Source organism: Lacunimicrobium album (assembly GCF_052161635.1).
In the GTDB taxonomy this organism is placed as follows: Bacteria; Planctomycetota; Planctomycetia; order Planctomycetales; family Planctomycetaceae; genus SXPC01.
In genome coordinates, this window is record NZ_CP197413.1 from 2,109,681 (window position 1) to 2,136,403 (window position 26,723).

20 protein-coding genes are annotated in these 26,723 nt (G+C 54.7%); 7 read left to right on the plus strand and 13 right to left on the minus strand.

Translation table 11 applies throughout. The features are described from left to right. Positions 1 to 121: 121 nt before the first annotated feature. The 4 genes from SH248x_RS08340 to SH248x_RS08355 form a co-directional block, all read right to left on the minus strand. Complete coding sequence (locus SH248x_RS08340) at positions 122 to 517, minus strand: hypothetical protein (RefSeq protein ID WP_459558071.1); 396 nt, start codon at positions 515 to 517, stop codon at positions 122 to 124. A gap of 195 nt (positions 518 to 712) precedes the next feature. Continuing rightward, positions 713 to 1,783 (minus strand): DUF1559 family PulG-like putative transporter, encoded by a 1,071-nt coding sequence (locus SH248x_RS08345; protein WP_459558072.1) that lies wholly within the window; start codon positions 1,781 to 1,783, stop codon positions 713 to 715. Positions 1,784 to 1,828: 45 nt separating this feature from the next. After that, on the minus strand, positions 1,829 to 3,589 hold the full coding sequence (locus SH248x_RS08350; RefSeq protein WP_459558073.1) for a FecR family protein: 1,761 nt from the start codon (positions 3,587 to 3,589) through the stop codon (positions 1,829 to 1,831). After that, a complete protein-coding gene (locus SH248x_RS08355) occupies positions 3,579 to 4,163 on the minus strand; it encodes a sigma-70 family RNA polymerase sigma factor (protein WP_459558074.1) in 585 nt (194 codons plus the stop codon). The genes SH248x_RS08350 and SH248x_RS08355 overlap by 11 nt, the downstream gene beginning before the upstream one ends. Positions 4,164 to 4,447: 284 nt before the next feature. Here SH248x_RS08355 and SH248x_RS08360 point away from each other — a divergent pair, with 284 nt between their 5' ends. Together SH248x_RS08360 and SH248x_RS08365 are read left to right on the plus strand one after the other, a co-directional pair. Beyond that, the gene (locus SH248x_RS08360) at positions 4,448 to 5,935 is read left to right on the plus strand and encodes a class I adenylate-forming enzyme family protein (RefSeq protein ID WP_459558075.1); all 1,488 of its coding nucleotides are present in this window, start codon (positions 4,448 to 4,450) and stop codon (positions 5,933 to 5,935) included. A gap of 49 nt (positions 5,936 to 5,984) precedes the next feature. Then, positions 5,985 to 6,245, plus strand: a complete 261-nt coding sequence (locus SH248x_RS08365) for an acyl carrier protein (RefSeq protein ID WP_459558076.1) — start codon at positions 5,985 to 5,987, stop codon at positions 6,243 to 6,245. 142 nt (positions 6,246 to 6,387) lie between these two features. Here the strand turns inward: SH248x_RS08365 and SH248x_RS08370 are convergent, their stop codons facing one another. Further along, positions 6,388 to 7,047 carry a GntR family transcriptional regulator gene (locus tag SH248x_RS08370; protein WP_459558077.1) on the minus strand — a complete coding sequence of 220 codons (660 nt, stop codon included), beginning with the start codon at positions 7,045 to 7,047 and terminating at the stop codon, positions 6,388 to 6,390. A gap of 232 nt (positions 7,048 to 7,279) precedes the next feature. Next, positions 7,280 to 7,825 (minus strand): sugar O-acetyltransferase, encoded by a 546-nt coding sequence (locus SH248x_RS08375; RefSeq protein ID WP_459558078.1) that lies wholly within the window; start codon positions 7,823 to 7,825, stop codon positions 7,280 to 7,282. Positions 7,826 to 8,118: 293 nt separating this feature from the next. Here SH248x_RS08375 and SH248x_RS08380 point away from each other — a divergent pair, with 293 nt between their 5' ends. Next, a complete protein-coding gene (locus tag SH248x_RS08380) occupies positions 8,119 to 9,105 on the plus strand; it encodes a 2-oxo acid dehydrogenase subunit E2 (RefSeq protein WP_459558079.1) in 987 nt (328 codons plus the stop codon). Between the two features lie 199 nt (positions 9,106 to 9,304). Here SH248x_RS08380 and SH248x_RS08385 read toward each other — a convergent pair whose 3' ends face one another. Then, positions 9,305 to 10,228 (minus strand): epimerase, encoded by a 924-nt coding sequence (locus SH248x_RS08385; RefSeq protein ID WP_459558080.1) that lies wholly within the window; start codon positions 10,226 to 10,228, stop codon positions 9,305 to 9,307. 227 nt (positions 10,229 to 10,455) lie between these two features. Between SH248x_RS08385 and SH248x_RS08390 the strand changes: the two genes are divergently transcribed. The 4 genes from SH248x_RS08390 (at position 10,456) to SH248x_RS08405 (ending at position 16,350) form a co-directional block, all read left to right on the plus strand. Next, positions 10,456 to 11,712, plus strand: a complete 1,257-nt coding sequence (locus SH248x_RS08390; RefSeq protein ID WP_459558081.1) for a PQQ-binding-like beta-propeller repeat protein — start codon at positions 10,456 to 10,458, stop codon at positions 11,710 to 11,712. 320 nt (positions 11,713 to 12,032) lie between these two features. Beyond that, a complete protein-coding gene (locus SH248x_RS08395) occupies positions 12,033 to 14,291 on the plus strand; it encodes a glutamine synthetase III family protein (protein ID WP_459558082.1) in 2,259 nt (752 codons plus the stop codon). Between the two features lie 623 nt (positions 14,292 to 14,914). Next, the gene (locus tag SH248x_RS08400; protein WP_459558083.1) at positions 14,915 to 15,907 is read left to right on the plus strand and encodes a DUF1559 family PulG-like putative transporter; all 993 of its coding nucleotides are present in this window, start codon (positions 14,915 to 14,917) and stop codon (positions 15,905 to 15,907) included. 155 nt (positions 15,908 to 16,062) lie between these two features. Continuing rightward, complete coding sequence (locus tag SH248x_RS08405; RefSeq protein WP_459558084.1) at positions 16,063 to 16,350, plus strand: hypothetical protein; 288 nt, start codon at positions 16,063 to 16,065, stop codon at positions 16,348 to 16,350. Positions 16,351 to 16,453: 103 nt separating this feature from the next. On the opposite strand, the gene SH248x_RS08410 is transcribed toward SH248x_RS08405, so the two are convergent. From SH248x_RS08410 to SH248x_RS08435, 6 genes are all read right to left on the minus strand, one after another. Then, complete coding sequence (locus tag SH248x_RS08410; protein WP_459558085.1) at positions 16,454 to 17,428, minus strand: alpha/beta hydrolase; 975 nt, start codon at positions 17,426 to 17,428, stop codon at positions 16,454 to 16,456. Positions 17,429 to 18,393: 965 nt separating this feature from the next. Beyond that, positions 18,394 to 18,774, minus strand: a complete 381-nt coding sequence (locus SH248x_RS08415) for a hypothetical protein (RefSeq protein WP_459558086.1) — start codon at positions 18,772 to 18,774, stop codon at positions 18,394 to 18,396. Positions 18,775 to 19,130: 356 nt separating this feature from the next. Then, complete coding sequence (gene dgt, locus SH248x_RS08420; protein WP_459558087.1) at positions 19,131 to 20,501, minus strand: dGTP triphosphohydrolase; 1,371 nt, start codon at positions 20,499 to 20,501, stop codon at positions 19,131 to 19,133. A gap of 723 nt (positions 20,502 to 21,224) precedes the next feature. Continuing rightward, positions 21,225 to 22,592, minus strand: a complete 1,368-nt coding sequence (locus tag SH248x_RS08425; RefSeq protein WP_459558088.1) for a tetratricopeptide repeat protein — start codon at positions 22,590 to 22,592, stop codon at positions 21,225 to 21,227. A 248-nt stretch (positions 22,593 to 22,840) separates the two neighbouring features. Then, on the minus strand, positions 22,841 to 24,205 hold the full coding sequence (locus SH248x_RS08430; RefSeq protein ID WP_459558089.1) for a PhoH family protein: 1,365 nt from the start codon (positions 24,203 to 24,205) through the stop codon (positions 22,841 to 22,843). A 106-nt stretch (positions 24,206 to 24,311) separates the two neighbouring features. Beyond that, positions 24,312 to 26,495: an ArnT family glycosyltransferase gene (locus SH248x_RS08435; RefSeq protein WP_459558090.1), complete on the minus strand. Its 2,184-nt coding sequence runs from the start codon at positions 26,493 to 26,495 to the stop codon at positions 24,312 to 24,314. Positions 26,496 to 26,723: the final 228 nt, after the last annotated feature.

A 26,723-nucleotide genomic window follows, 5' to 3' on the forward strand; every position in this document is an offset into this window, starting at 1 on the left:
TCTCGGACAAAAATATTCACTTGAATACTCGATTTCCATCAAATAATCTAAATATATCAATAGCCAACTAAGCGACCGAGCCTGACTCGACCGCCCCGGTCTACTCATGCCCCTTTCTTGATCACGGCAACACGAGATCCATTTTGCTCGTCGACGCTGGCAGCGTCTTACGCACGGTCATTGTTTCGAACAAAACGCCCCCCATCGGCGCATCCTCAGTCACATTCTCACCATCGAACCCTGAGATCATCAGATCTTGAACCCCGCCGAAATGACCTTCTCCGCCAACACTCGTATCGAAGCGTCCATTAGAAATCTTCGCAAATGCCGGCGAACCTTGCAGACCACCTTGCTCCACGGGCGTAAAGACAATCAACCCCATCGGAACTGGTGCCCCCTTATAAGTGACGGTTCCGGAAAGGTGATAGCGCTCACTCCCTGACTGACAACCCGACGTCAACAAGACAACGAGTAAGAGTCCCGACAGGAGAGCCCTGAGTTTGAGAAGATCTTGCATTGCAGTTCCAAAGCTTTCCATAAATCCAAATTCATCACGAACTCACCAGACGCGAGTTCATTTATTTCCGAGGCATTTATTTCGGCCTCAAGTTGATCAGACATCGTTTGATGCCAATTGGCACGGCGTTGAAACAACCGCCGTGCAATGACCAATGCCATCTGATACGTCGATTTCGACAGCGGGTCTTTTCATTTAGAAAGGAGATGTCGTTTCGCCACCCGCCATCGTGCATAGATATCGCAGGGTATTGAAATCCATATTCTCCGAGAAGAAATGCACGGATCCATCCCCCAGAACTGCTTGGGCACCGCCCTTGTGATTACTCCCCCAGGCACCGTTGTTATAGATTGAAGAATAGGGAGAATTAATTGGCGCTGTAATATTCTTATTGACCCCAAGAGTGACACCTTGTGCATAGGAAACGCCCCATGGATCTACGGCCCCAGGTGTCGCAAATCCGGCAAAACCACGAACCCAGCTACGGTAGGCAAACGGCGTAATGCCTGCTGGAAAATCGCGAGAAATCTCCATAAGCGCGATGGTATTCGACAGACCATCTTGAACATCACTGAATTTGACGCCGGGAACGCGATAGGAATTACTTGTTCTGGCATGCTCAACAGGCCCACGCATGATTCCTTCCATACTCGACAAGCCGAATGAAGTCGAACCTCCAGTTCCATTAACAGATTTGAAAATTCTTTCACCCGCATCACTGGCATCGCCATCGCCGTTCAAGTCGAGATTTCCAACCGGTCCGGCCATCCCGTAGTAATGAGTTGTGTATGGCTGCCCTGTCCCTGCTCCAAATGCACTTCCGGTCACAGTTTCTTGAGTGCTGGGTGACTGCTCGGTCGTTGACGAAGGGCACATGTAAACCGGGATGCGATTCATCGCGATCTCATTCTTGAAATTCCCCCGACGTCCTGTGCCGCCGTTGTAGACTCCGTCATCAAAACTGACTTGATCATAAAGCGCACCTTGCTCAATGAACGGCAGGATCGAAACCGTCCAGCCTAACTCGACCCACGGACGAGCATTCAAGTGCCCCATTCCTGCTAGTGGAAACATCAAATACGTGTCGTGATAATTGTGCATCGCCAATCCCAGTTGCTTGAGATTGTTCTTGCAAGTCGACCGACGAGCCGCCTCCCGTGCCTGTTGCACAGCGGGCAGAAGAATGGCCACAAGGGTCGCAATAATCGCGATCACCACCAGCAGTTCAATTAATGTAAAGCCACGCTTCAACGACCTGGTCGACATGTCTGTTCTCCAAAAACAACGTAAGAAAGGAACGAAAGAAATGTATTAACGTGCCCGATCTGCATCCTCTGACGATGCAGGCAGCTTCTTTTCCACGCGAGGAAACCCGGCTATGAAAACAGGATCGATCCGGAACTCGTCATCCATCACATCCTGCAAAAATAATTCGCTCACTTCGTCTCCTGCCGGAATCCCCATCGACGACAAATCAATGGCTGTCCCGACAACCCGATAATTCAGCGACACATGACTCGGAGACTTCTTCGAGGCAAAAAGTTCCTCGATATATCGCACAACATTGTCCGTTTTTCGCAGATCAAATTCAGCCATCGGCCGGGCCTCCGGCGAGAGCATCCCGATGTCGTAGCGGGTAATCGTGACAGGCTTCATCCCCACTTTCATATGCAAAGGACGCAGATGAAATGCATCCCCTTCGAGCGGATGGATCGCGGTCTGCTCATCGAAAATCACCAGATCAGGCCCCTCGCTGTTCACAATCGGCTCTCGGAAACGCAGCGTCATGCCGGGCGTCAGCTTGTCTTTGCTGACACCTGGTCCGGGCAGAATCACTTCTCCGGTATGCGGCTTTCTCGCTCCACCCGGATTCAGAATCCCCGTCAGGAAGCTGTTGTCGTGCATCGCGAGTTCGCGATAGTTTCCCTCATAATTCTTCGGCGTCACAAAGTTCACCGTCGCCAGCGAACCTCGCTCACAGAACGACACCACATCGCAGCCGATGAGTTGTTCATAGTCATACCGGTAAGTTATGCCCGCACGCGAGACCGTTAAATTCAACAGCGTCTCAATCCCGCCCGCCTGGTCCGTCTCACCTTCATAGCGAATCAATCGGTCCGGCAAGTTATTCCGATACGACTTCTGAGAAAACGTGACCACATGTGATTTCGTATCATCGGCCATGTATCGCATGGCCTTTCCATGATCGAGTTCATTACGGTCTTCTTTTCCATTCAGCCGTTCGACGGTTTCGACCAGCCCTTCAATGACATGAACCTCGCTGACACCCGCTTCATCGACCTTCACCGTGAACCGCGTCCCGCGATCAATCACCTGCGTCGCAGGGGTGAGGACCTCAAATCCTTCCGCACCAGCGGGAGCATGCACCGAACAATTCCCATAGGCCAGGGTCATCCGCTCTTCGCTATGCACTTCAAATAACGCCGGCGATTCAAGAATCACCTTGGCACCCGTCGGAAACAAGACTTCAATCTGACCGTCGATCAGTGAATACTCATGCCCCATCCTGAGCGCCGAGCCAAAGGCTGGCATCTCGTCTTTATAAAACTGTGCACCTGCCTCCTGGGACAGAATCACATCCCGCGGCAGTGCAGGGGAGTCCACCTGCACGGTCTCCTCTTTCACGCCGACCACAACCGCAGGCACATTATTCTCAACGACTGGCTGTTTCTCATCCCCATTCTTAGGCAGCATCACGGCCACACAGACAATCGCAGCCACACTCGCAACCGCGCTCGTAAGAAATTTCCAGCGACTCGACAGCGAGTGCCCGGTAACCTCTCTCCTCACCTGGTGCATCGGCTCGAGTGCACGTAGCGCCTCCGACACCGCATCGCGCGTCACGCTCGAGCCATGACGTTGTGACCTCTTCAAATCGAGATGAAGATCCATGTACCGCAGATAAAGCTGTCGAGACTTTGGGCTCTTCAGTAAAATCTCTTCAAGCCGCGCATGTTCACTCTCCGTCAGGGTCTCGTTACAGACCTGCTCCAATAACCCGAACAGTTCGCGAGGAATCTCATCTCGCTCCAGGGACAACTCACGCTTCATAGTGAGCCTCCCGCGACATCTTTCGCTCGACACACGCCAGCAGCAACCGACGCAACTTGGCCAGCTTGTTGTACAACACCTGCAGCGACAATTGATTCTCCGCCGCATAGTCTTTGACGGTGATCGTCCCCTCGTACGCCACCTTCACCAGATCACGCTCACTGGCTGGCAATTGATCAATACAGCCCCGCAACGCCTCCATCCGGTCCGATTCGAGCTCTTCCTCCGCCAGCCGATCCGCTGACAGTTGCTCGATCAGCTCCGGCTGAAACGTCAGCCGGCTCCGACGTTTCGACTTCAAAAAGTTGCGTATCTCAAACACCGCAACTCCACACGCCCACGATAAAAACGACCGCTCCGCGTCAAACTCCTGGAACTTCCGCCACAAGAGAATGCTGCAACGCTGGAAAATGTCTTCCGCATCAGCTTCGTGAGGCACTAATGCAAAAATGTGAGCGTAAATCCGGTCTCGATGATGTGAGAACAAGCCCAGGAACTCTTCATAACGTTCACGAGAGCCTTCACTTTCGTCGAAAGCGTCTGTCTGTTCCCAGATCATTGTTTCCAGTGCCATACACCAACCAGCCCAGGCATCACATCAACGAATAATTATGGCCGCACCATAAATCGTACTCAAACTCGATCAACTTAACCTGAAAAATCAGAACAAGGTGAAAAAAAGTTCTCCCCGTTTTTTATGAGAACTGTTGCCTCCGGAATACCGTTTGCCTCCCGTCTATTCGCGAAATAAATTTCACCAGACGAAGTCCCGCGCAGGAGCCCCGCGTGAGCATCAAGATCCAACGTGTCACGACCCCGAGACTGCCACTCACGCGACGTTTTCCTTTCGGAGCTGACATGCCAACCGATGACTTGCGACGGAAGTCGTCTTCGCCCTTGGTGGCACAGTTTCTGGCAACCTGTCGGTGCCTGACCGACCAGATCGCATTCTCAACCGACACTACCCAGACGACCTATCTTCAGCTTCGTACCCAGGCCCAAGCAATTGCCACCGAGCTACTTGGTCACCCCGACTTCAAACGCGGCTCTCTCGTCATCCTCCAATTCCCCAATGGTCCGGAGTACGCCGCCGCCTTTTATGGCGTCCTCATCGCCGGCGGAGTCGTCGTGCCGCTGCCTCCCGATATGGAAGCAACGCGTCTCCAGTCCATTCTCGAAATCTCAGCATGCCGCCTTCGAATCATTCCATCGAATGACGAACTTCCCGTTCCGAGACTCGAACGCCTCCATTCAATCTCACCATCGCGTCTAAATCCCTCAATACCCGTCAACCTCGCCGCCATCTTCTTTACCTCCGGTTCGACGGGCACCCCCAAAGGCGTGATGCTCTCGCATCGTAACCTGCTGACCAACGCCCTCTCCATCCAGCGGTATCTCCACATCGACTCAACCGACCGCGCTCTCGCGCTCCTCCCGTTCTATCACGCCTTCGGCAACTCCGTCCTCCAAAGCCACCTGCTCGCTGGCGCGACACTCGTTCAGGCTGGTAGCCTCTCGTTCCCCGAGACGATCCTCAAAGCCATCCAGGACCACCAGATCACCAGTTTCTCCGGCGTCCCCGACTTCTTCCGTGTCCTGCTGAAATACACCCGCTTAGGCCAGATCGAACTCCCGTCCCTGCGCTACGTCGCCGCCGCTGGTGGTGCCCTCACGACGACCATCGCAGACGAAGTCGCCTCCCGGATCGGCGCAGCCAAGCTTTACCTGATGTACGGCCAAACCGAAGCCACCGCGCGACTTTCCTACGTCCCCCCTGACCAACGCGTCCTGCGACCTGGCTCCATCGGCAAAGGCATCCCCGGCGTGACACTCCAGGTCGTCGACGACTTTGGCCAACCCGTCGCTGTCGGTGAAATCGGCCAGATCCGCGCCCGCGGCCCTAATATCATGCTAGGTTATTTCAACGACGAAGCCGCCACCCACTCTGTCATCAAAAACGGCTGGCTTTACACCGGCGACCTCGCCACCGTCGACGCCGAGGGCTACATCTACCCCCAGGGACGTGCCAACACCCTCTGCAAAATCGCGGGGTATCGAGTACACCCCAGCGAAGTCGAATCCGTCGTCACCGAGAAATTCCCACGTTGCGAAGTCATCGTTGTCCCCTTCGAGTCGCCTCAGGTCGGTACAAGACTGGCCCTCTTCTACACCACAACCTCAGACAACTCGACTCCTACGACTGACATCCGAAAACATTGCCAGTCAAGCCTCCCTCGTCACCTGGTTCCCGCCCACATCGAACAGCTCGAAGACTGGCCTCTCAACTCGTCCTTTAAAGTCGATCGATCAGCCCTCACCCAACTCGCTACGATCAACCTGAAATAGTCAACAAGGCGGTTGCAGCAGCCGCCGGATACATCCAAGAAGGCCCCCCATGACCGACCGCAACAACATCACCCCATCCCTCACCAACTACATTCAGCAAACCTACGGTCCCTTCGACCAACTCACCCCCGACACCCCCCTCGCGACACTCAACCTCCTCGAATCCCTGACCATCATGGACCTCCTGGCCCACATCGAATCGACCTACAACGTCTCGATCCCCCCCGAAAACATCAGCCCCGCCAACTTCCGCTCCATCAACACCCTCACCACCCTGATCACCTCCTGCCAGTCAAACGTCCCTACATAAAAAAAGCCCGCCGAGTAACTCGACGAGCGATTCGCATGTCTTAGGCGAGCGGGGGGTGTCAACCCCCTGTCCCCAGTGCTAACTATTCACATCGCCACCCAGAGTACGCCAAGCGCCCCACTCTCGGCTCGCTCACTGACACTCACGGCAACAACAAAGACCGCGTCCCATTAATATGGCTCGCCATCCGTTCTTCCGCCGCTTTCGCTTCACCTTGAATCAGGTGCTGATAAATCGCTTCATGATCCGCTAACGCGAACGTCAGTTTCTCAGCCATCCCGCGCGGAGCCGAGTAAATCGAGCGATACGTCTTCTCGCAGATCTGGTCAATGATCTGCAGCAGTTCCTGATTGCCATACGCTTTCGCCAGAATCAGGTGGAAGTTGACATCAAGGTCAATGAACCCCTGGATGTCCTTCACTTCAGCACATTCACGCTGCATCGCCAGATTGCTCTCGAGGGCATACTTCGAACTCGATGGCAGTTGACCAGCCAGTTTCGACGCAATCTGCGGTTCGAGAATGCTTCGCAACTCAAACGTATCGGTCATCGTTTTGACGGTCAGACCTTTGACCACGATTCCCTGTTGCGGCGCGACATCGAGATAGTTCTCCTGTCGCAGACGACCAATCGCATCGCGGATCGGTGCTTTGCCAATATTGAGGTGATTGGCCAGAAGTCGCTCGGAAAGAAACATCCCCGCCGGCAGTTTGCCAGTCAGAATGTCTCGCTTAATCATCTGGTATGCACGGTCTTTCAGCAGCAGACGTTTGCCGCTGTCGGGCTCGGCTAGCTTGTTCATAACGGTGTCCTTGAATCGATCACAGGGAGCGCGAGACAGGAAGGTGATACACAGCCTTGATGAGGATCATTCCCCGGCCCAGGGAAGGAGCAGCGATCCAGACCAATTCGTGATGGCTGTGCAGACATATTACACATTTCAGCTAAGATGTCACTCCTGCCACTGCTGCGATTGTGAACCTTACCAACATTTTTCCCGAATTTTTTAACATGTTACTGCATGCAGTTTTGAACTAGCGGCTGTTCATCCGCAGAATTCGCCCCGGATTCCCCGCCACAATCACGTCCTCAGGCACGTCTTTCGTCACGACCGAACCTGCCCCAATCACCGATCGTGCGCCAATTGTCACCCCCGGCAGCACAATCACGCCACCACCCAGCCAGGCCCCGGTACCGATCCGAATCGGCTTGGCATACTCCAACCCGCTTCGCCTCGTTTCGAAGTCTAGCGGATGCGTCGCCGTCAGCAGTTGGACTCCCGGCGCCAGCAACACGTCGTCCCCAATCTCAATCGGGGCACAATCCAGTAGCACGCATCCCGCATTCATATAAACCCGATTCCCCAGCCTGATCTGCCCTCCATAATCGCAGTGAAACGAAGGCACAATCATGACTCCCTCACCGCAAGCCCCGAACATCGACGTCAGCTCCCCAAGCCCGATCTGCCCGGTATTGAACTTCATCAACTCCCCCCGACATCGCGTCGACCACACCCGCAGTTCTTCCACATTCGGATCATAAAGCTCTCCCGAAATCATCTTCTCAAATTCAGTCTTCACGATGACCACTTTCTCTTAAATGTTCCTTTTCCCTTGAGGGGAGAAGGTGGCGGCGCTTCGCCGACGGATGAGGGTGGGGTATAGGCACTAACCAACTACCAACAATGTCCAGAACCACCAGGCAATCTACCCCTAATCCCCATTTTCTCATTTTGTACAGTCTTCCCAGCTCCACAAACGGCTCATAATTTGCAGAACTTTCCACCCGTATCGGGATCACATCCCACCCAGGAGCCAACGATGGAACGGATTCGCCCCCACATAGAGACAACCGTAAAGTGGCGATAAGCAACATGATCTCCCGCGTCAACAACACTGCACAACCCCGAGAGCAATTCTTTACATCACAACCTCTCGAAAAATCACCGGTCTCCTCACGAGACATTCCGATCACCAATCAGCTCTACCTCCAGACCACCGCACAAACGTCCGACCCCACCATCATCTGGGGCACGAACGTCGACATGACTGCGATCCAGGCTTATCTTGCCGAGCGTAATCTTGACTCAGATTCCATCCTCACCCCGACCTGCATTCTCTATCGCGCTGTCAGCCTCGCGCTCGCCAAATTCCCCGACTTCAACCGACGCCTCTTCGGCCGCAGCATCTACAAATTCACCGAGTGCAATCTCCTCACCCCCATCCGTCGCCCTGGCAAGAGCATCGGACTCATGCTCATGCGCAAAGTCGACGAGATGTCCTACTCAGACCTCTCTCACGAACTCTGGTCACGACAACAAGCCGAACGCAAAGGCAACTCCGAATTCAACGCCTCCGAAGACCGTTTCAATAAACTTCCCTCCTGGCTCGGGACGCGCATGTTACGTATGCTCATCTGGGTCAGCAATAATGTTAAACGCCTGAAGATGAACGACATCAACCGCCAGTTCCGCGGAGCCCCAATCCTCGTCAACTATCTCGGCTTCCCCGGTTCCACTAACCTCATCTCCTACAAACCCAGCTTCTTCGCCTCCACCTGCACCCTCTCCAGTGTCACCCTCGGCCCGACTTCCATGCAACCCGCCGTCGTCGACGGCAAAGTCGTCCCACGCCCCCTCGCCACCCTGTATATGCGCGGCGACCACCGCCTCGTCGACGCTCAGCAAATCAGCCAGTTCACCGCCTTCCTCAACGAAATCTTCCAATCCCCCGCCGCCTTCGACCTCGAACAACCCTCCGACCCAATCAATGATTCCGACGAAATCAAAATCCCGGCCACTCTCAAACCCCGCCAGACAATCACCAAACCCGACACCGAATCAACCCTCAACCCCGCTTAGATTTTCTCGCATGTGATCCTTCTCCCCCGGGTAAGCAAAGAGCCCGCTCGCCGATAAGGCGAGAAGAAGGGCGAGGCGTTAGTCTCGTTCAGGAAAGGTGGCCGAGACGAACCTCAGATTCGCGAAGCAAAACAGTCGAGGTCGGATGAGGGATCTCTGCGAACCGAGCTGTGCCCTGAGCCTTTCATAGAAATACGTTCTAAACCACATCCCGCAACGCATCCCCCACCTCCCTCACCCCAAACTCAAATCCCTCTTCCCGCAACCGCTTCGAAACCACATACCGCCCATACAGCGCCAGTTCCGGATCCGTCTTTAACACAAACTTCGCCCCCAATCTGACCAGCCACCCCGGCGCCGGCAGCCCGATCCACACCCCCATCGCCTTTCGCAGTTCCCTCATAAACTCCCGCTGCGAAACAGGGCAGGGCGATGACGCGATATACGCCCCCGACATTCCCTTGTTCTCAATCGCGCGGACGAACAGCGCATTCAGATCCGCTTCATGAATCCAGCTGATCCCCTGCTGCCCCGAGCCGATCGTCCCGCCCAGTCCCATCCTCGTGATCCACGTGAGACGATCCATCGCCCCACTCCCTGCGCCCCGGTCTTTCCCCAGCACAAAACTCGTCCGTAACACAACACATCTCTGCGTCGGCAACACAGCCTGTCGAAATGCTTCTTCCCAGGCCCGCCCCACTGTCGGCGCCAGTCCATAACCATACGCAGACTCCTCATCACACACTTCCACCAGCGGGTCACCATAAATGTGAGCCGTACTCATCTGCACCCACACCGACGGCGGCTTCGCAAGTTCTTTCATCGCCAACCCCAACACCCGCGTCGACTCTACCCGCGACCTCAAAATCTCATCACAATTCTCTGGAGTCTTCACACAATCCACACTCCGCCCCGCGAGGTTCACCAGAGCAACTGCGCCATCTAACTCCCTCACCCACTCCCCCACCGACCGCGCATCCCACTTCACCACGCGCCAGCCAACATGTCTTGCTTCCTCTCGACGCGACAACACCACCACCTCATACCCACGCTCCTCCAGCGCGACCGCCAGAGACGTCCCTAAAAACCCCGATCCCCCCGCAATCACCACGCGCCCACTCATCACAATCTCCTTCACTTCCAAACCGACATCCCGCCATCATTCTTAACCCATCTTAATCCTTCTCCCCCGGGGAGAAGGTGTCAGCGCTTCGCTGACGGATGAGGGAACTCTGCGAATTTCAAGGAAGCAGAAATCCCACCAATTCTCCTCCCATATTGTTCCCACCACTCCCGCATGATATCCTCTTCACATCCTTCTTTGCGACAGCCCCTACCCGGAGTCCCTCCATGCTGCTACGTTCGACCATTGCGTCCACGTTTGCATTTCTTCTCACGATCGCTTCTCTCCATGCCGCCGACTTCGCCAAGACCGATTGGCCACACTGGCGCGGCCCGAACAATAACAACATCGCCGTCGAAGGCCAGACACCGCCGACCAACTTCGGCCCTTCAAGCAATGTTCTCTGGAAGACTCCCATCCCCGGCCGCGGTCACTCCACACCGACCCTCGTCGGCGACAAAATTTTTCTCGCGACTGCGGACGAAGACCGCAAGATTCAAGGCGTCATCGCTTTCGACCGCAAGACCGGCAAACAGGCCTGGATCAAGGAAATCTCTCGCGGCGGCTTCCCTCCTGTCCACCCGAAAAACACTTACGCCAGCGGCACCATCGCCGCCAGCCCCGATCAGGTCTTCATCACCTTTCACCACGATGACCTGCTGACCCTCGCCTCTCTTGATCACAGCGGCAAACCTCTCTGGTCCATCGAAGCCGGCCCGTATGCCCCGCGCGTCTACGAATACGGCTACGCCCCTTCGTCACTCCTCTACAAAAATACGGTCATCATCGCCGCTGACTACGAAAAGGGTGGCTACCTCGCCGCCTACGATCAGAAGACCGGCGATCAGGTCTGGAAAACCCAGCGTCCAAATTTCCTCAGCTTCTCTTCACCAATCGTCTGCAACGTCGCTGGCAAAGAGCAGCTTGTCATTTCCGGGTGTGAACGAGTCTCCTCGTACGATCCCAACACCGGCAAGGAACTCTGGTCGACCCCCGGAACCACGATGGCCACCTGCGGAACCGTCGTCTGGAACGACGACACCATCTTCGCCTCCGGCGGCTACCCCAAGTCCCAGACCATCGCCGTCAAAGCCGATGGCTCCAATCAGGTCCTCTGGTCGAACCCTCAGAAATGCTACGAGCAATCCATGCTCGCTCACAACGGCTACATTTATGCCTTCACCGACAACGGCATCCTCTTCTGCTGGCGTGCCTCGGATGGCAAAGAGATGTGGAAGCAGCGCAAAGCCGGCCCTGTCTCCGCCTCCCCGATCCTCGTCGGCGACAACATCTATGCCACCAACGAACTCGGCCAGACCTGGGTCTTCAAAGCCTCACCCGACAGCTATCAGGAAGTCGCAGAAAACAAACTCGGAGACGAGTCCTTCGCTTCCCTCGTCATTGCCGACAGCAAGATCTATACACGGGTCGCCGTCCAGGAAAATGGTAAGCGTCAAGAGTACTTGTATTGTTTTGGCCAGTAAGGAAGAAATCATCCTACTCTGGTAAGACCATTGCGAAGCTTATGATCATTTGTTCCAGAATTTGCTACGCACAGAATAATACGCAGGCCTGCCTAAGTTTTAGGCAGGCGCAACATTCGCCACTTGGCAAACCACATATTTTTCTAAAATGTCAGAATATTTTCCTGCGGAAATCACCGTCCAGAATGCATGCACTCTCCGGATTTGACGACTCTGCCGTTTTCACCGGTGCAGATTTTGCTACATGCTTACCGTGACGGCGGTCTACTTTTTGACGTGACCACCACCCAACATTAATTTCCCACGACGAGGAGTTCACATTGAGCGCAACACTTGAGCCGAAGTCTAAATTCAATGGTGACGCGGCATCGAATGCTAGCAAACGGAAGCAGACAAATGGATTTGGCTCTCCGCGTCAACAAGCCATCGCGGCTGTGACCAGCTATCAGAACAACACCCCAGCTCTCGACTTCTCAGAAGTCTCAGCTTCCGAGCTTTATGGCTCAAACGTCTTCAGCAAGAAGGTCATGAAGGCCCGCCTGCCGAAAGTTGTTTACAAATCACTGATCGCCACCATCGAATCTGGCAAGAAGCTCGACCCAGCCGTTGCTGATGTCGTCGCCTCCGCCATGAAAGACTGGGCTATCAGCAAAGGAGCAACTCACTACGCTCACGTCTTCTATCCTCTGACCGGTGCCACCGCCGAGAAGCACGACAGCTTCATCACTCCAGACGGCGAAGGCAACGCCATTACTGAGTTCAGCGGCGGACAGCTGATCCAGGGCGAGCCAGACGGTTCCAGCTTCCCATCCGGTGGTATCCGTGCGACCTTCGAAGCTCGCGGCTACACCATCTGGGACGTCACCAGCCCGGCTTACATCCTGGAAAATCCAAACGGGACCACCCTCTGCATTCCAACCGCCTTCGTCTCGTGGACCGGCGAAGCTCTCGATAAGAAGACTCCTGTTCTCCGCTCGATGCAGGCTCTCAACACTCAGGCTCAACGCATCCTGAAGCTGTTCGGCCATACCGATGCCTCGTTCGTTGCCTCAACAGCAGGTCCAGAACAGGAATACTTCCTGGTCGACCGCAACTTCTACTTCAACCGTCCTGACCTCCTGTTCGCAGGCCGTACCCTCTTCGGTGCCAAGCCTCCGAAAGGTCAGCAGTTCGAAGACCATTACTTCGGTGCGATTCCAGAACGCGTTCTGGCATTCATGCTCGAAGTGGATCGCGAACTCTTCAAGCTGGGCATCCCGGTTAAGACTCGCCACAACGAAGTTGCTCCAGGCCAATACGAGATCGCTCCGCTGTTCGAGTCTGCCAACCTGGCGACCGACCACCAGCAGCTCGTCATGATCACCCTGAAGCGGATCGCCGAGAAATACGGCATGGCCTGCCTGACTCACGAGAAGCCATTCGCTGGCGTCAACGGGTCTGGTAAGCACGTCAACTGGTCGATGGGCAGCAGCAGCCAGGGCAACCTCCTGTACCCAGGCGATACCCCACACGACAACGCTCAGTTCCTGGTCTTCTGTGCTGCCGTCATTCGCGCAGTCCATATCTATCAGGGTCTGCTCCGTTCCGTCGTCGCGACTGCTGGTAACGACCACCGCCTCGGTGCCAACGAAGCTCCTCCCGCTATCATCTCGATCTTCCTCGGCGACCTCCTGACCGACGTTTTCGAGCAGATCAAGAAGGGCGGAGCCAAGTCATCTCTGGCCAAGAGCACGCTGACCGTCGGCGTCGACGTTCTGCCTCCACTGCCAAAAGATGCTGGCGATCGTAACCGTACGAGTCCATTCGCCTTCACCGGGAACCGCTTCGAGTTCCGTGCCGTCGGTGCCAACCAGTCGATCGCTGGTCCACTGGTTGCTATGAACACGATCGTCGCCGAGTCTCTCGACTTCTGTGCCACCCAACTGGAAGCCGCCACCAACGGCGACGCCAGCAAGCTGCACGGAGCCGTCCAGACTCTGCTGACGGAGATCATCAACAAGCACGGCGCCATCATTTTCAACGGCAACGGCTACTCAGAAGAGTGGCACGCCGAAGCTGCTGCCCGTGGCCTGCTCAACCGCAAGACCACTGCAGACGCTCTGCCTGCTCTGGGTGAAAAGGCGATTGAAGAACTCTTCAGCAAGTACAGCGTCCTGTCGCCACGCGAGCTGTCCAGCCGCTACCACATCTACCAGGAGCAATACTGCCTGACCGTCGAAGTCGAAGCCAAACTGACCGTCAGCATGGCCAAGACCTCGATCTTCCCAGCTTGTATGCGATACCTGAACGAGCTGGCTGGCACCTACGCCAACCTGCGTGCCTTCGACACCGAGTTCGACGCCGAACCACTCGAAGAAGTCGCTTCGCTTGTCAAGTCCCTCCAAGGCGCCGTCAGCAAGCTCGAAGAAGCCCTGCACGAAGCCGAAGAGAAAGACCTTGAGACCAAGGTCAAGCACCTCTGCGACGCAGTTCTCCCAGCCATGCTGACCGTCCGTCAGTGTGCTGACGAGCTCGAAGGCATCGTCGCCGACGACGTCTGGCCACTGCCGAAGTACCAGGAAATGCTCTTCATCAAGTAATTGATGAATGATCTCTCCTGACTGATCCTCAAAATCCCCGAGTCCGCCAACAGGCAGACTCGGGGATTTTTTTGTGAGCCACTTCCCAATCTCCGTCTTGTGTCCAATTTCCCCGTGCCATGCTTGCAGCTTTGGGCAAGCATGTTCAGGCGGCCCCGACCTCACTGTCGTTTTACGATGATCCTTCCCCTCACCGTCCGTCAAAAAATGCCAGAAATTCCCGCAAAGTGCGACTTGCACTTGTTGCAGGCAAATGTATGATAGGGACTGAGATTCAGTCTCAACAGCAAGCAACCTTGTTCATACGGGCAGCCAGCTAATCGATAAGCCTCGCTTTGGCTTATCACCCATAACAGCGGTCACGCACGACCGACTTCACGACACAAGCAGGTTCACGAGCATTCTGCTGACATCTCCGGCTCGTTTCGGACATCAGCAGCCAGACCAGTTCTCATTCCGTTTTCATCTGGTTGTTTTAACTCGCAGACTGTTTCTTCGTGTCGCGTCGTGGTCTGTCATTCCCGCCGCTGCTTATGGCTTGGGGAACACGTAGCCAACGACGGTTTATCTCCGTCGCCCCGGCTTGATGACGATTTACGCCCGCTCACACAAGGATCTTCTCCATGCAGTCTGCTCCGGCCACCTCACGAAGCCCCCGCTCAGTACTCGGCTTTACGCTCATTGAACTTTTGGTTGTCATCGCGATTATCGCGACTCTGGTCGCCATTCTCCTCCCCGCCGTCCAACAGGCACGCGAAGCCGCACGACGCTCCAGCTGCAAAAACAACCTGAAGCAACTGGGTCTCGCCATGCACATGTTCCACGACACCTACAACTACTTCCCAGCTTCGGTGAAGAATATGGATGAACTCGAAATCCAACTCGCCGCTCAAGAAAGCCGCACGCCGACCAACACTTACCCAACTGGCTTCATCGCCATCCTGCCCTTTCTTGAGCAAGACGCCGTCGCACAACGCTGGGATCCCAAAAAGACTCGCAACGATACAACAGATCTCGACGGCGATGGGTACTCCAACGCCTCTCTCCAACAACTCCCCGTCCCAACCCTCCTGTGCCCAACGATGACCATGCCAACCGGCAGCCTCGGTGGCGCAGAAAACCGTGCTCCATGCAGCTACATCTTCAGTGCCGGGACTGTCGATGCTCAGATGTTCGCCTATTACTCTTACTATGGCATCCCTGAACCAAAGAACGACGGTGCCATCCCCGCCGTCCGGCTCGCAGCACTAAACGCCCCCAATACCAGTCCAAATAAAGACTATGCCCGAATGCGAGATGTCACGGATGGCTTGAGCAACACATTCATGCTCGGCGAAACCGACTTCGCACCCAACAACATCCCAACAGCCACGATGGGCGCCGTCTGGTCGTACGGCTACATCTACACCAACGGCAGCACATTTCACCCACTCAACGTGGATAAGAAGACAACCGTTGTCGCCACCAAGTACGGTGCCTTCCGCAGCCAACACAAAGGCGGAGCACAATTCGTCATGGCTGATGGATCTGTTCACTTTTTGAGCGAGAACATCAACTTCGATCTCTACCAGGACCTGTCAACACGGGATGGTGGCGAGGTTGTCGCCTGGCAGTAATCTCCGAAAACGCTCAGGCCACGATATGAATGGGGCGGCGTTCCGACCAACTGTGAATTTCACTTCTCCATTCAAGACAGTCGTGCCGACCAGTTCGCTCGACTGTCTTTTCTTCGACATCATTCTTCATCAAGTGTCCCGCCATGAATCGCATAATGACGTTGACCGCCTTGCTCCTGACATTGCTCGTCATAAATGGATGCGGCCAAACACCTCCGCCACCTCCTCCACTCATGCCAGCCGACGATGCCGTGATGACGCTGGAGACATGGAACGCTCTACCCGAGAACCCGGAAAAATACGACCCGCAACTCATCCAAAAACTGCGTAAAGACGAACCCCGATTTCGCTCTGAGAAAGAATGGAAAACCTTCTATAAAGACGTCGTCATTACCGGCGTCAAGAAAATCGCCCCTTACACCCCACCTGAGAAGAAAAACTAGCTTCTAGTCGTTCATAGGGTATTGGGCGGGAATTCAATTCGCAGAGAAACCTCATCCGTCGTCGAAGCGACGCCACCTTCTCCTTCTGGAGAAGGCTTTAAGATTATCCCAAGTGGTGTTTGAGGAATTGGGAGGCTTGATCTAAGGCGACTTTGACGGCGGGGACTTCGGCGAGGGGGTTGAGGAGGCCGTAGTCGTGGATGAGGTTGCTGTAGCGGGTGATGGTGGTGGGGACGCCTGCTGAGTCGAGTTTACGGGCGTAGGATTCGCCTTCGGATCTCAGGACGTCGTTGCCGGCGGTCTGGATGAGGGCGGGGGGGAGGTTCATCAGGTCGTCGAGTTTGGCCTGGAGAGGGGAGGCGTATTTTTCTTTGCGGACAGCGACATCATTGGTGTAGTTGTCCCAGAACCACTTCATCATGTCGCGGGTGAGGAAGTAGCCTTCGTCGAACTTGTCGTAGGACTTGGTTTCGAAGTTGGCGTCGGTGACGGGCCAGAAGAGGATCTGACATTTGATCGCCGGGCCTTGCTTGTCTTTACACATCAACGCGACGACCGCGGCCATATTGCCGCCGACGCTGTTGCCGACGAGGGCGAGGTTGCTGCCGTCGACGCCGATCTCGGTACCGTTTTCGGAGACCCACTTTGTGGCGGCGTAGGCTTCGTTGATCGCAGTGGGGTACTTGGCTTCGGGAGAGGGGGTGTAGTTGACGAAGATGGCGGTGTAGCCGGAGAGCCAGACGAGGTCTCTGACGAAGCGTTCGTGGGTGGGGAAGTCGCCGAGGACCCAGCCGCCGCCGTGGAAGAACATGAAGGCAGGGCTGTTTGGTTTGGCTTTTTCGGGACGGACGATGTGGAGGGAGATGGTCAGGTTGTCCTGCTTGATGGTGCGTTCTTCGACTTTGCAGACAGGCAGTTTGACGTCCGTACCTTTCTGGGCGTCGATGAGGACCTGTCTTGCTTCCTGGGGCGTCATCGTTTCCATCGGCTTGCCGCCGCTGGAGTTGAGAGCAGCGAGGAACTTGCGGACCTGATGATCGACGGCTGGGTTGTTGGCTGGGTCTTCTTTGGTGGCCATGGTGAGTGCCTCTTGCTGTGGATTCGTTTGTGGGTCTGTGGTTGATCTTATGAGTGGTGAGGGACGAGAGTCAAAATCTTGGGGTTGGACGGACGGAGAGAGTCATTGTGGTTGTTGTTTGAAAAGGCCCTGAGGTTGAGAACAATTTTTGGACTGCTTGGCTAGTTGGTGGTCACATCGGGAGGAACGCGAACGGGCTTTTGGCTTACGCCATTGTCTGGGGAACACAGACAGCAATGTCTGTGCCACCGAGCGGAGCCTGTGTTGCCAGACTTTCCGGACAAAGGATGTCTGTTGTTCTGGCGGTTGCGTCCTGGGCACTGGCTGCTTTTTTGTTGGTCCACCGCTGAAGGACAGTGCCGCGGTCGAGGGAATCGGTCTCCTGATGATGCTAAGAGGTGGGGCTTACTGGGGGCGGCTAGCTGCATCGTGCAGGAGTCGTCCTGTTGGGCAAGTGATTTCATGCCTTTGGAAGTCACGGCGTCTTGCCAGCGTCCGGATCCAGCCTCGGCTGTGGGGATGAGCCCGCAGAGTTGGCTATCGGTTGGAGAGTCACAGGCATGGGTTGGTCTCAGGGGGCATAGGCGTTAGGTATTAGGCGCTAGGCGTTAGGAAGACGGGGGAGACTACATGTCACGATGGAGGGGTTGGGTGAGTGCACGTTACTTGGTCCCTCTACTTTACCTGAAAGTGTTGCGCTGGGAGGGGGGTGTGAAAAAGTTAGGGCGAGGGGTGGGGAGAGGAGGGGGTGTAAGGGGTGATGGGGAGCGGGGTTGGGGGGAGGGGTGTGAGGTGGGGCAGAAATAAGTGGAGTGTCTGAAAAACAGATTTTCTTGGAAGGAGGAGACAGGGGAGGCACCACGAAGGCTCGAAGGACACCAAGTTTCACAAAGGCGAGAGGGGGGAAGTGAGGGAAGCCGGGTTGCTTTGGGGCGCGTGGCTGGAGGGTCGTTTGAGATTGCCTGCTATTTGACGGTGAAGGTGATGGTTTGGGGTTGGTCTTCGTTGTTGAAGGATTTGATGGGGAGCTTGACCGTGACCTTGCCTTTTGCGGTGGGGGTGAATTCGAGTTCGTAGATCTGGGCACCGATGGCGGGGGAGTTGTCGATTTCGTTGAAGCCGGTCCACGTGGCTTTGCCATCGATGGTCATTTTGTCGAAGTCAATGGTGTAGCCGACGGGGAGACTGACGGTCCAGCGGGCGATCTGGGTCTCGGCGATGGTTTTGGGTTCGTTGTCGGTGACTTGGACGATGGATTTGAGTTTGGGTTTCGCGGGAGCGGGGGGAGCGGCGGCTTGGAGGGAGAGGGTGGTGAGGGCGAGGAGGGCGAGGATTAGGAGGTGCATTTTAGGCTCCTATGGAGAAAAAAACGCGGTGGGAGAATTTCATGACCAGTAGTTCTGGAACGAGAGTAGCGTGTAATCTGGGGATTGGGAGTAAAGCTTCACACGCTAGGGAGCGCCGATAAAAGTAAATTGGTCGCAAGAAGAAAATATTATCAAGGTAGACTTTGAAGTGCAAAGTATGTTACGTGAAGGATACTACCTGTCTGAAAGGTAATACTATCAGACGGGAGGAAAAGCAGTATCACATCAAAATTCCACAGTCTGCAGGGCTGTGGAAACAAGTCCTTCACAAATCTTACAAAGCCGCACACTTCGGCGTTACAACCAAGCATTCCTCATTAAGATATCATTCGATTTCATGCAGGCAACTTTATACCTGAAAGCTTCTGGTACATGTCCACTGCAAAAGAGTCTGTCATACCAGTAATGTAATCCGTAGCAGCGAGAATGCAATCATAATCAGAAGGCGGAGAGTCTTTTAGGCCATAGTTTTTAGGAAGATACTTCCTAGGAAACACACTGAGCAACTTTCTCGTACGCTGACTCTTCTCATTAATTTCGTTCTTGTGTTCTATAATAGCAGGGACAAAATAATTCAAAAGACCTGATATTACTTCATATCCAGCTAGCTCAACAGACAAAACCCTGTCATTACAGTAGGCAGTATTCTTTACCATTTTGGTGACAGCACTGTAAGACGCTAATAGATCTGACTTATTCAGAAGGCTATCGGAAAAATCACCTTGAAAAATCGCATCGACATTATCACAAAATACCTTGTGACACTCATCTATTAGAGCTTGGATTGCATATGACTGCAACCGCTGAACTTCGTCCCTACCATTATACTTACTTTCTTTAAACTCCTTAACCCTAGCCGCTAATGGAACAAGGACACCTATTGCATCGTCACAAGAAATAAGATTTTGGTCAATTGAGTCTTCGAGATCGATTATTGCATAGCATATATCATCTGCAGCTTCAACCACAAAAGCCAACGGATGCCGAAAATATCCACCCTTCTCATACTCTACCATTTCCATTTTATCGAAGCACTCCTGCTTCACAAAATCATAGTCGCTATGAAAATAGCCAAATTTCTTGTTTTGTACTTTTGTTGCTTCTTTGTTTTTTTCCTCTTCGAAAACCACAGATGAACAAGGATATTTCATCATCGAGCCAAGTGTTGCGGCAGTTAATTGAAGCCCTCCATGTCGCCGTGATGTCAGTCGTCGCGTGATTACCCGTATCGCTTGAGCATTTCCTTCAAAATACCAAAGATCGAAGAGCTGCTGCTGAAGATCAACATGAAAAGTTTTTGCGGTTCCAGCTTCTCCCACATTAGCAATTGCCCATGTCTGTATGGCGTGCTCACCGGAATGACCAAAAGGTGGATTCCCAATGTCATGGCAAAGACAAGCGGCAGCAACAATACTTCCAATAGAGTAATAGTGCTCAGTTCCAGGATTTAGTGTTTCCGCAATTCTACGAGCCAGACTTCGCCCAACACATGAGACTTCAATACTGTGCGTAAGGCGTGTTCTTGTAAAATCATTACTAGACAAGGGAAAGACTTGCGTCTTGTCCTGCATGCGACGAAAGCCACTGGAAAATGCAATTCTATCAAAATCTCGCTCGAAATCATTTCGAGCTCCATCTGCATAGGCCATTTTATCTGTACGTCCCGTGCGATGTGGTGATAGTAATTTTTTCCAGTCCACTCCCATAATTTTTCACTCCTAACACGGTTTAAAAAGAACCAACGCATATTTGAGAATTAATTTCATCATAGCAATTCATAAGCATTTTTCAATAGGTACAGCTTTAATTCTCACCAATTCATTAATTAAAGTTATTTCAATATTTGCTCGATTGACTTATTTGTGCTTACCTATTGGTGTATATACTGCCGCTTTATGCGTATCTAAATTACCTCACAAAGCCGTAAACTGTCAGTTATCCTTATACAGTCTCGGCTTGGCACGCTAGAAATATTCGTATTTCCTAAGTTGTGGTGTTTTGTTGTATAAGGCTCTTGGATTTGTCGTTAGGAGCACTCGGAGTGGGTGATGCGGGTTGGTTTGCCACGAGCGCACGAGTGATTAGCACTCACCCTCATCGGTCGGCGAAGCGGTAGCAAAGTTTCCTGAGAAGGACTACTGCGTCGTCCTTTTTCTCGCCTTATCGGGAGCGGCTCTCTTGCTTCCTCTTCGAGGGAGATAGATGCTGAGAAGGCGACGGGTGGCGCGTACTCACGGCTTAGGGGCAGCAGGTTGCACAGGGGACAGGGGGTTGACACCCCCCGCTCGCCTTTTGGGAGGGGAGGAGAAGGGGTGTTGGGATTGGGGGCTGTGTTCTGCCCTCGATTGGTTGTTGAGTTTATCGGGAGGTTGCTGGCGCGATGCCCTCATCCGCCCTTCGGGCACCTTCTCCCGGGGGGAGAAGGGGGGCTATGGGGTTTCCAGGGTTTTGAGTTCGGCGAGGGCTTGGGTGTATTCGTAGATGTTTTTGGGGCCGTTGTCGCGGATCCATTGGAAGTGGTTGAGGGCGGTTTGCTCGTCTTTGTTGGTTAAGGCGAGGAGGGCGAGGAAGCAGCGGGCCTGGGTTTGTTTTTGGTTGTCGTCGTCGACGAGTTCGAGGAGTTGGGTTTCGGTGAGGTTGCCGCGGAAGTGTTCGATGACGGGGGTTGGCCAGGTATCTTTGAGTTTGCCTGCGGAGATCGCGAGATAGTCGTGCTTAGGTTTTGTTTTGGGGATGAGTTTGCTGGCGAGGTGGCCAAGGATGATGGCGTATCCTGACCGTGATCCCGTCATGCCCTGCTTTTCGAGGATCTTGTCGCAGTCTTGAAAGGTGAGGGGGTCACGCATGGCGAGGTGGGTCATCGCGAAGTAGTGATAGATAATGACGTCTTTGGGGTCGATCTCGAGCACCTTTTCATAGTTGGTGAGGGCCTGATCGTAGACGCCGATCGCGGTGAGGGCATTGCCTCTGGCCTTGAGGGCGGTTTCATACCTGGGGTTCAGGTTGATGGCTTTGGTGTAATCGCTGATGGCTTTGCGGAAGTCACCTTTAGCGTGGTAGGCTTCGCCGCGGTCCTGAAAGGCGCCTGCGTTCTTGGGGTCGATGCGAACGCAGACAGAGAAGTCTTCGATGGCGGCGTCAAAATTTCCTTGCATGTGCAGGAGGGAACCGCGGCCTTGAAGATGAAGGTTGGAATCCGGGTCGAGGCGAATCGAGACGTTGTAATCAGCGAGGGCTTTTTCGTAGTCTTTCTTGGCACGCCAGGCACGGGCGCGGTTGTAGTAACCCGTCGAGTATTCGGCGTTCAGATTAATCGCTGCGGTGTAGTCGGCGATGGCTTCGTCGTGCATGTTCTTGTTGGAATAGGCAATCCCTCGATTGTTGTAATGGCCAGTGCCTGAGGGATTCAGGCGGATGGCTTCGGTGTAGTCGGCGATGGCTTTGTCTTTGTCCTTGAGGGCGCTCCAGACGAGACCGCGAGCGTTATAGAGACTGGCATCCTGAGGTGAGGCTGCAATCCACTCATTGAAGCGAGTGATGGCATCGCTGCTTAGAGGAATGACGTTGACGGGTTGTAGCCAGCCGGGTTCGCCGTTGCCGACCCAGAGGTTGTTTTTGCTGTCGACGTCTTTCACCCTCAAAACCGCGCCCGGCGAGACCGTGTCGGCATTCTTGCCGTTAGAGCGAAGCTTGACCTTTTTGATGACGACGACTTCGTCGCCGACTTTGTAGGTCTGGGCGTGGAGGAGATGGGAGAGAAAGAGGAAGAAGATGAGGGAGAGAATTGTGGTTCGCATGCCTTGTCCGGGAGAGCATGAGGGTGAGGTGAACGCTGATATAGGCGATAGGATACGGTGCAGTGGGCGTGAGGGCAAATGGGAAACGGGGAAAAAGCGGTGTAGGGGAGGAGGGGGACATGATTTTAGATAGTGGGTGCGCATCGCGAGCCAAGGGGGGAGTGGAGCGATGGCGTACTCGGAGTGGCGACTTAAATTGGGAGCACAGGGGACAGGGGGTTGACACCCCCCGCTCGCCTTTCAGAAGGTTATAGGAGGTCGCTGGCGAGTTCGGCGAGTTCGCTTCGTTCGCCTTTTTCCAGGGAGATGTGGGCGTAGAGTTTTTGGCCGACCATGCGGTTGATGAGGTAGCTGAAGCCGTTGCTGAGGGCATCGAGGTAGGGGTGGTCGATCTGGTGGATGTCGCCGGTGAAGATGATTTTGGTCCCTTCGCCGGCGCGGGTGATGATGGTTTTGATTTCGTGGGGCGTGAGGTTCTGGGCTTCGTCGATGATGAAGTAGACGCGCTGGAGTGATCGTCCTCGGATGTAGGCCAGCGGGGTGATTTCGATCTTGTTGGTATCGAGCATCTCCTGGATTTTCTGAGCGGCGTCGTTGTGGTTGAGTTGATGCTTGATGACGGAGAGGTTGTCGAAGAGGGGCTGCATGTAGGGGTCGAGCTTGGCGGCGACGTCGCCGGGGAGGTAGCCGAGGTCTCGGTTACTCAGGGCGACGATGGGGCGGGCGAGCATGATCTGGCGGTATTTTTGTCGACATTCCAGACCGGCTGCGAGGGCGAGGAGAGTCTTGCCGGAGCCTGCTTTGCCGGAGAGGGTGACGAGTTTGATGTTGTCGTCGAGGAGGGCGCGGAAGGCAAACGCTTGTTCGGCGTTGCGAGGCGTGATGCCGTAGACGCTGGATTTTTCGACGCGACGAAAGGCGTGTGACTGCTGGGAGTAAACGGTCAACGCAGACTTGGAGCCGTTTCTCAGGATGAAGTATTCGTTGGGGTTGGGCTTCTCGACTTGAGGAACGCGTTCTGCGGGGACTTCGCCGTACCCTTCGAAGAACTGGTCGACGACTTCCGAGGGGATGCCTTCGACTAGGCGTTTGCCTTTATAGAGTTTCTCGAAGGACTCGACTTTGTCGTTGTTGTAATCCTGGGCGTGGAGGTGGAAGGCTTTGGCCTTCATGCGGAGGTTGGTGTCTTTGGTGATGAGGATCACCGGGCGTGGCTGGCTTTTGCCGGCTGCGGTTTCTTCGAGCTGTTTGACGTGAAGAGCGGTGCGGAGGATGCGGTGGTCGGGGGAATCCTGCTGGAAGACTTCGTCGAGGAAGCGGGAGTGGTCATTGGTGACGAAGGCGATGCGGATGTGGCCCATGCCGGGGCCGAGGCTGGCGCCTTCTTCAGAGAGGAGGTCACCGGTGATTTCGTCGAGGCCTCTTAAGAACTGGCGGGCCTGGAAGTTGATGTCGTCGTTGCCTTTTTTGAAGCTGTCGAGCTCTTCGAGAACGGTGATCGGGATGACGATGTCGTTCTCCTCGAAACGACGGATACACGAGGAATCGTGCAGAATGACATTGGTATCGAGGATGAAAACTTTCGGACCGGATTTCGCAACGATATCGATCATGAGTGCCTCCCGAAAACATGAAAAGAAGAACTAGCGATAGAGATCACAGAGGACACGGAGAGAAGCGGGGAGGCTTTATTGCGTGTGGTCATCTGTGACGGCGTCCTCAGTGGATTAGGGGGTCCTGGGAGGTTGCCAACTGGTCGACCCCGGGCTCTTCATCATCGAAGGCGGCGGGGTGGAGCCATTTGGCACTGTTCTTATGAGAGAGCAGGGGAATGTCCTCAGGTCGCTCGGCATCTCGCTTGGCGACGATGACGAGGTCATAAGGGCGGTCTTTCTCTTTCCGGTCGCAGTTGACCGTCGAGATGATGGTGTAATCGAAGGGGAACTCCGGCAGGGGCTGGTCGGCCCCTTTGTGGTGGAAGCAGAAGTATTCGAAGTCGGCGGGGATTTTCGCGGGGTCATCGGGGAGCGTCACCATGGGGATGCGCTCGGCGTAGTAGAAGCTGAAGAGATGGTGAATCAGGCCAAGACTGACGAGTTTTTCGGACTTGGGAATACGGGCGCGTGCCTCAGCGACTTCGTGGTTGGCGTGGAGGCGTTTGTAGTTGAGAAAGTCGGTCAATGGCCCTTGGCTGATGAGGACGAGCAGTCCTGCCATCGTGAGAATCTGGGCGTGAAGTGTTTGAACGGTCAGCAGATGGCGGGTTCGCCAGATGATGAAAAACGCGACAGGTGATAGCAAGAGGAGACCGATGCTCCATGGAGAGAAGAGGATCTGTCGGTCGCTGGGGCTGACGATCATCATGGTAATGGCGAGTGCAACACCGGCGGCGATGTACATCGGCAGGACCAGCAGGAAGCGGCGCCAGAGATAGCTGAGCTGATGATGAGCAAGGAGGTGGGTCGTAATGATCGAAGCGAGTACGGCGACCAGCGGGTAAACGGGCATGAGGTAACGTGTATTGCCGTCGGTCGGAATCCAGACGGTGGGGAGAGCGATCAGGAAACCGATGGTCGAGAAGAGGGCGATGTCTCGTCGAGTCGAGGCAGCGGACGAGGGGTCGTTGAAAAATGTTGTGCGGAATGTTTTGTCGAAGAAGGCAGGCAGCAGGAGCGACCAGGGGAGGAGGCAGCCGAGGAAGAGTTCGATGGGGAACTGGACGAGGTGGTTGATGTACTCGGAGGTCGTGACGGTGGTGACGTGCTTGGCGAGTTCTTCGAAAGTGATGTCGTAGAGACCTTTCGGGCCAAGGCGCATCGCGAAGGGGATGAGCCAGGCGGCGAAGGTGGCGGCGAAGGCGAAAGACATGAGAGCGACGGGGCGACGTGCTCGCAGAATGTTTGCGACGAATGCGTTGAAAGTGAGAGCGTTTGTCGTATTCGTTTTGATCTTGGCAGCAGATTGCACAAGGGACAGGGGGTTGACACCCCCCGCTCGCCATAAGAGGTAGAACGTCATCGTGCCGAAGTAGTAGACGGGGGATTGGATGCCTTTGGTGAGCATCGCGAGGGCGGCGAGGGAGCCGGAGAGGAGAGGGAGTGCCCATAGGCTGAAGATGGTCCAGCGTGACGAATGCAGAGTTCCCTCATCCGACCTCGAAGACTCGGCCACCTTCTCCCCGGGGGAGAAGGATCGAGAAAACACAGGTCGCAGGGAGAGGTGGAGGGTTATGAGGGCAGAGCCCATGAGGGCGGTGAAGATGGCTTCGGATTCGCCTAAGCGGCCGAGTTGGAGGACCTGACCGAGGGTCATGAACGCGAAGGCGGCGAGGAAGCCGGAGGTCGGGTTGAGGAGGTAGGCGACGTAGGCGTAGAGGGCCAGGGAGGTCACCAGGACAGAGAGGACACTGGGGAGACGGACAGAAATCGCATCCGCCTGGCCGGTAGCTTCCATCGTCGCAGCGATGAGCCAGTAGCTCAACGGGGGGCGAGTCAGACGTGGTTCGCCCTGCAGTCGAGGGACGATCCAGTCTTTGTATTCGATCATCTCCCAGGCTGTTCGACCGCGACGCGATTCTTCTCCGCGAACGGAGAGACGGTCCATGTTGATGCCGTAGAGCAGGATGACGAATAGAGTCAGCAAAGTGACATAAACGCAGGAAGCGGGAATGCGTTTGAGAAAGCTGAGTCGAGACCACCATCGCGTGTCGGCAGAGCGGTCATGCTCGCTGACAGGTGGCAGATTGTGATGAGACGAAGTCAGTGACAATGCGTTTCCTTCCGCATCGACAGGACCGGCGTGGAATGGCCCGATCCTCGATTCCTCAGGAATGAAACGTACCAAGTCCCCATCCCAAGGGACAGCCTGAGCCGAGTGGCTGGCAGGCGTTTGAATACGAGTCATGAAACGACCAACCTGAGTTGGTTCACTCTACTAGTTCTCGAACAAACATGGGAAGATCATTCAGGAGAAAATCGGCAGCGAGGGGACAATTCGCCCAAACTTTGGAGAAAGCTCACAGGAAATTTATTCGTTGCCTAATCCTATGCTCCCACATCGCGACTGCGAATTTCTGGTGAATAGACCTGTAGTTACAATTGAATCTCTTCACACAAGACGTGAGGATAGAGA

What these genes read in the sequence shown, in the direction of transcription:
- SH248x_RS08340 (WP_459558071.1), bottom strand. Translation starts at nt 517, where the DNA reads ATGCAAGATCTTCTCAAACTCAGGGCTCTCCTGTCGGGACTCTTACTC.
- SH248x_RS08345 (WP_459558072.1), bottom strand. Translation starts at nt 1,783, where the DNA reads ATGTCGACCAGGTCGTTGAAGCGTGGCTTTACATTAATTGAACTGCTG.
- SH248x_RS08350 (WP_459558073.1), bottom strand. Translation starts at nt 3,589, where the DNA reads ATGAAGCGTGAGTTGTCCCTGGAGCGAGATGAGATTCCTCGCGAACTG.
- SH248x_RS08355 (WP_459558074.1), bottom strand. Translation starts at nt 4,163, where the DNA reads ATGGCACTGGAAACAATGATCTGGGAACAGACAGACGCTTTCGACGAA.
- SH248x_RS08360 (WP_459558075.1), top strand. Translation starts at nt 4,448, where the DNA reads ATGCCAACCGATGACTTGCGACGGAAGTCGTCTTCGCCCTTGGTGGCA.
- SH248x_RS08365 (WP_459558076.1), top strand. Translation starts at nt 5,985, where the DNA reads ATGACCGACCGCAACAACATCACCCCATCCCTCACCAACTACATTCAG.
- SH248x_RS08370 (WP_459558077.1), bottom strand. Translation starts at nt 7,047, where the DNA reads ATGAACAAGCTAGCCGAGCCCGACAGCGGCAAACGTCTGCTGCTGAAA.
- SH248x_RS08380 (WP_459558079.1), top strand. Translation starts at nt 8,119, where the DNA reads ATGATCTCCCGCGTCAACAACACTGCACAACCCCGAGAGCAATTCTTT.
- SH248x_RS08385 (WP_459558080.1), bottom strand. Translation starts at nt 10,228, where the DNA reads ATGAGTGGGCGCGTGGTGATTGCGGGGGGATCGGGGTTTTTAGGGACG.
- SH248x_RS08390 (WP_459558081.1), top strand. Translation starts at nt 10,456, where the DNA reads ATGCTGCTACGTTCGACCATTGCGTCCACGTTTGCATTTCTTCTCACG.
- SH248x_RS08400 (WP_459558083.1), top strand. Translation starts at nt 14,915, where the DNA reads ATGCAGTCTGCTCCGGCCACCTCACGAAGCCCCCGCTCAGTACTCGGC.
- SH248x_RS08405 (WP_459558084.1), top strand. Translation starts at nt 16,063, where the DNA reads ATGACGTTGACCGCCTTGCTCCTGACATTGCTCGTCATAAATGGATGC.
- SH248x_RS08410 (WP_459558085.1), bottom strand. Translation starts at nt 17,428, where the DNA reads ATGGCCACCAAAGAAGACCCAGCCAACAACCCAGCCGTCGATCATCAG.
- SH248x_RS08415 (WP_459558086.1), bottom strand. Translation starts at nt 18,774, where the DNA reads ATGCACCTCCTAATCCTCGCCCTCCTCGCCCTCACCACCCTCTCCCTC.
- dgt (WP_459558087.1), bottom strand. Translation starts at nt 20,501, where the DNA reads ATGGGAGTGGACTGGAAAAAATTACTATCACCACATCGCACGGGACGT.
- SH248x_RS08425 (WP_459558088.1), bottom strand. Translation starts at nt 22,592, where the DNA reads ATGCGAACCACAATTCTCTCCCTCATCTTCTTCCTCTTTCTCTCCCAT.
- SH248x_RS08430 (WP_459558089.1), bottom strand. Translation starts at nt 24,205, where the DNA reads ATGATCGATATCGTTGCGAAATCCGGTCCGAAAGTTTTCATCCTCGAT.
- SH248x_RS08435 (WP_459558090.1), bottom strand. Translation starts at nt 26,495, where the DNA reads ATGACTCGTATTCAAACGCCTGCCAGCCACTCGGCTCAGGCTGTCCCT.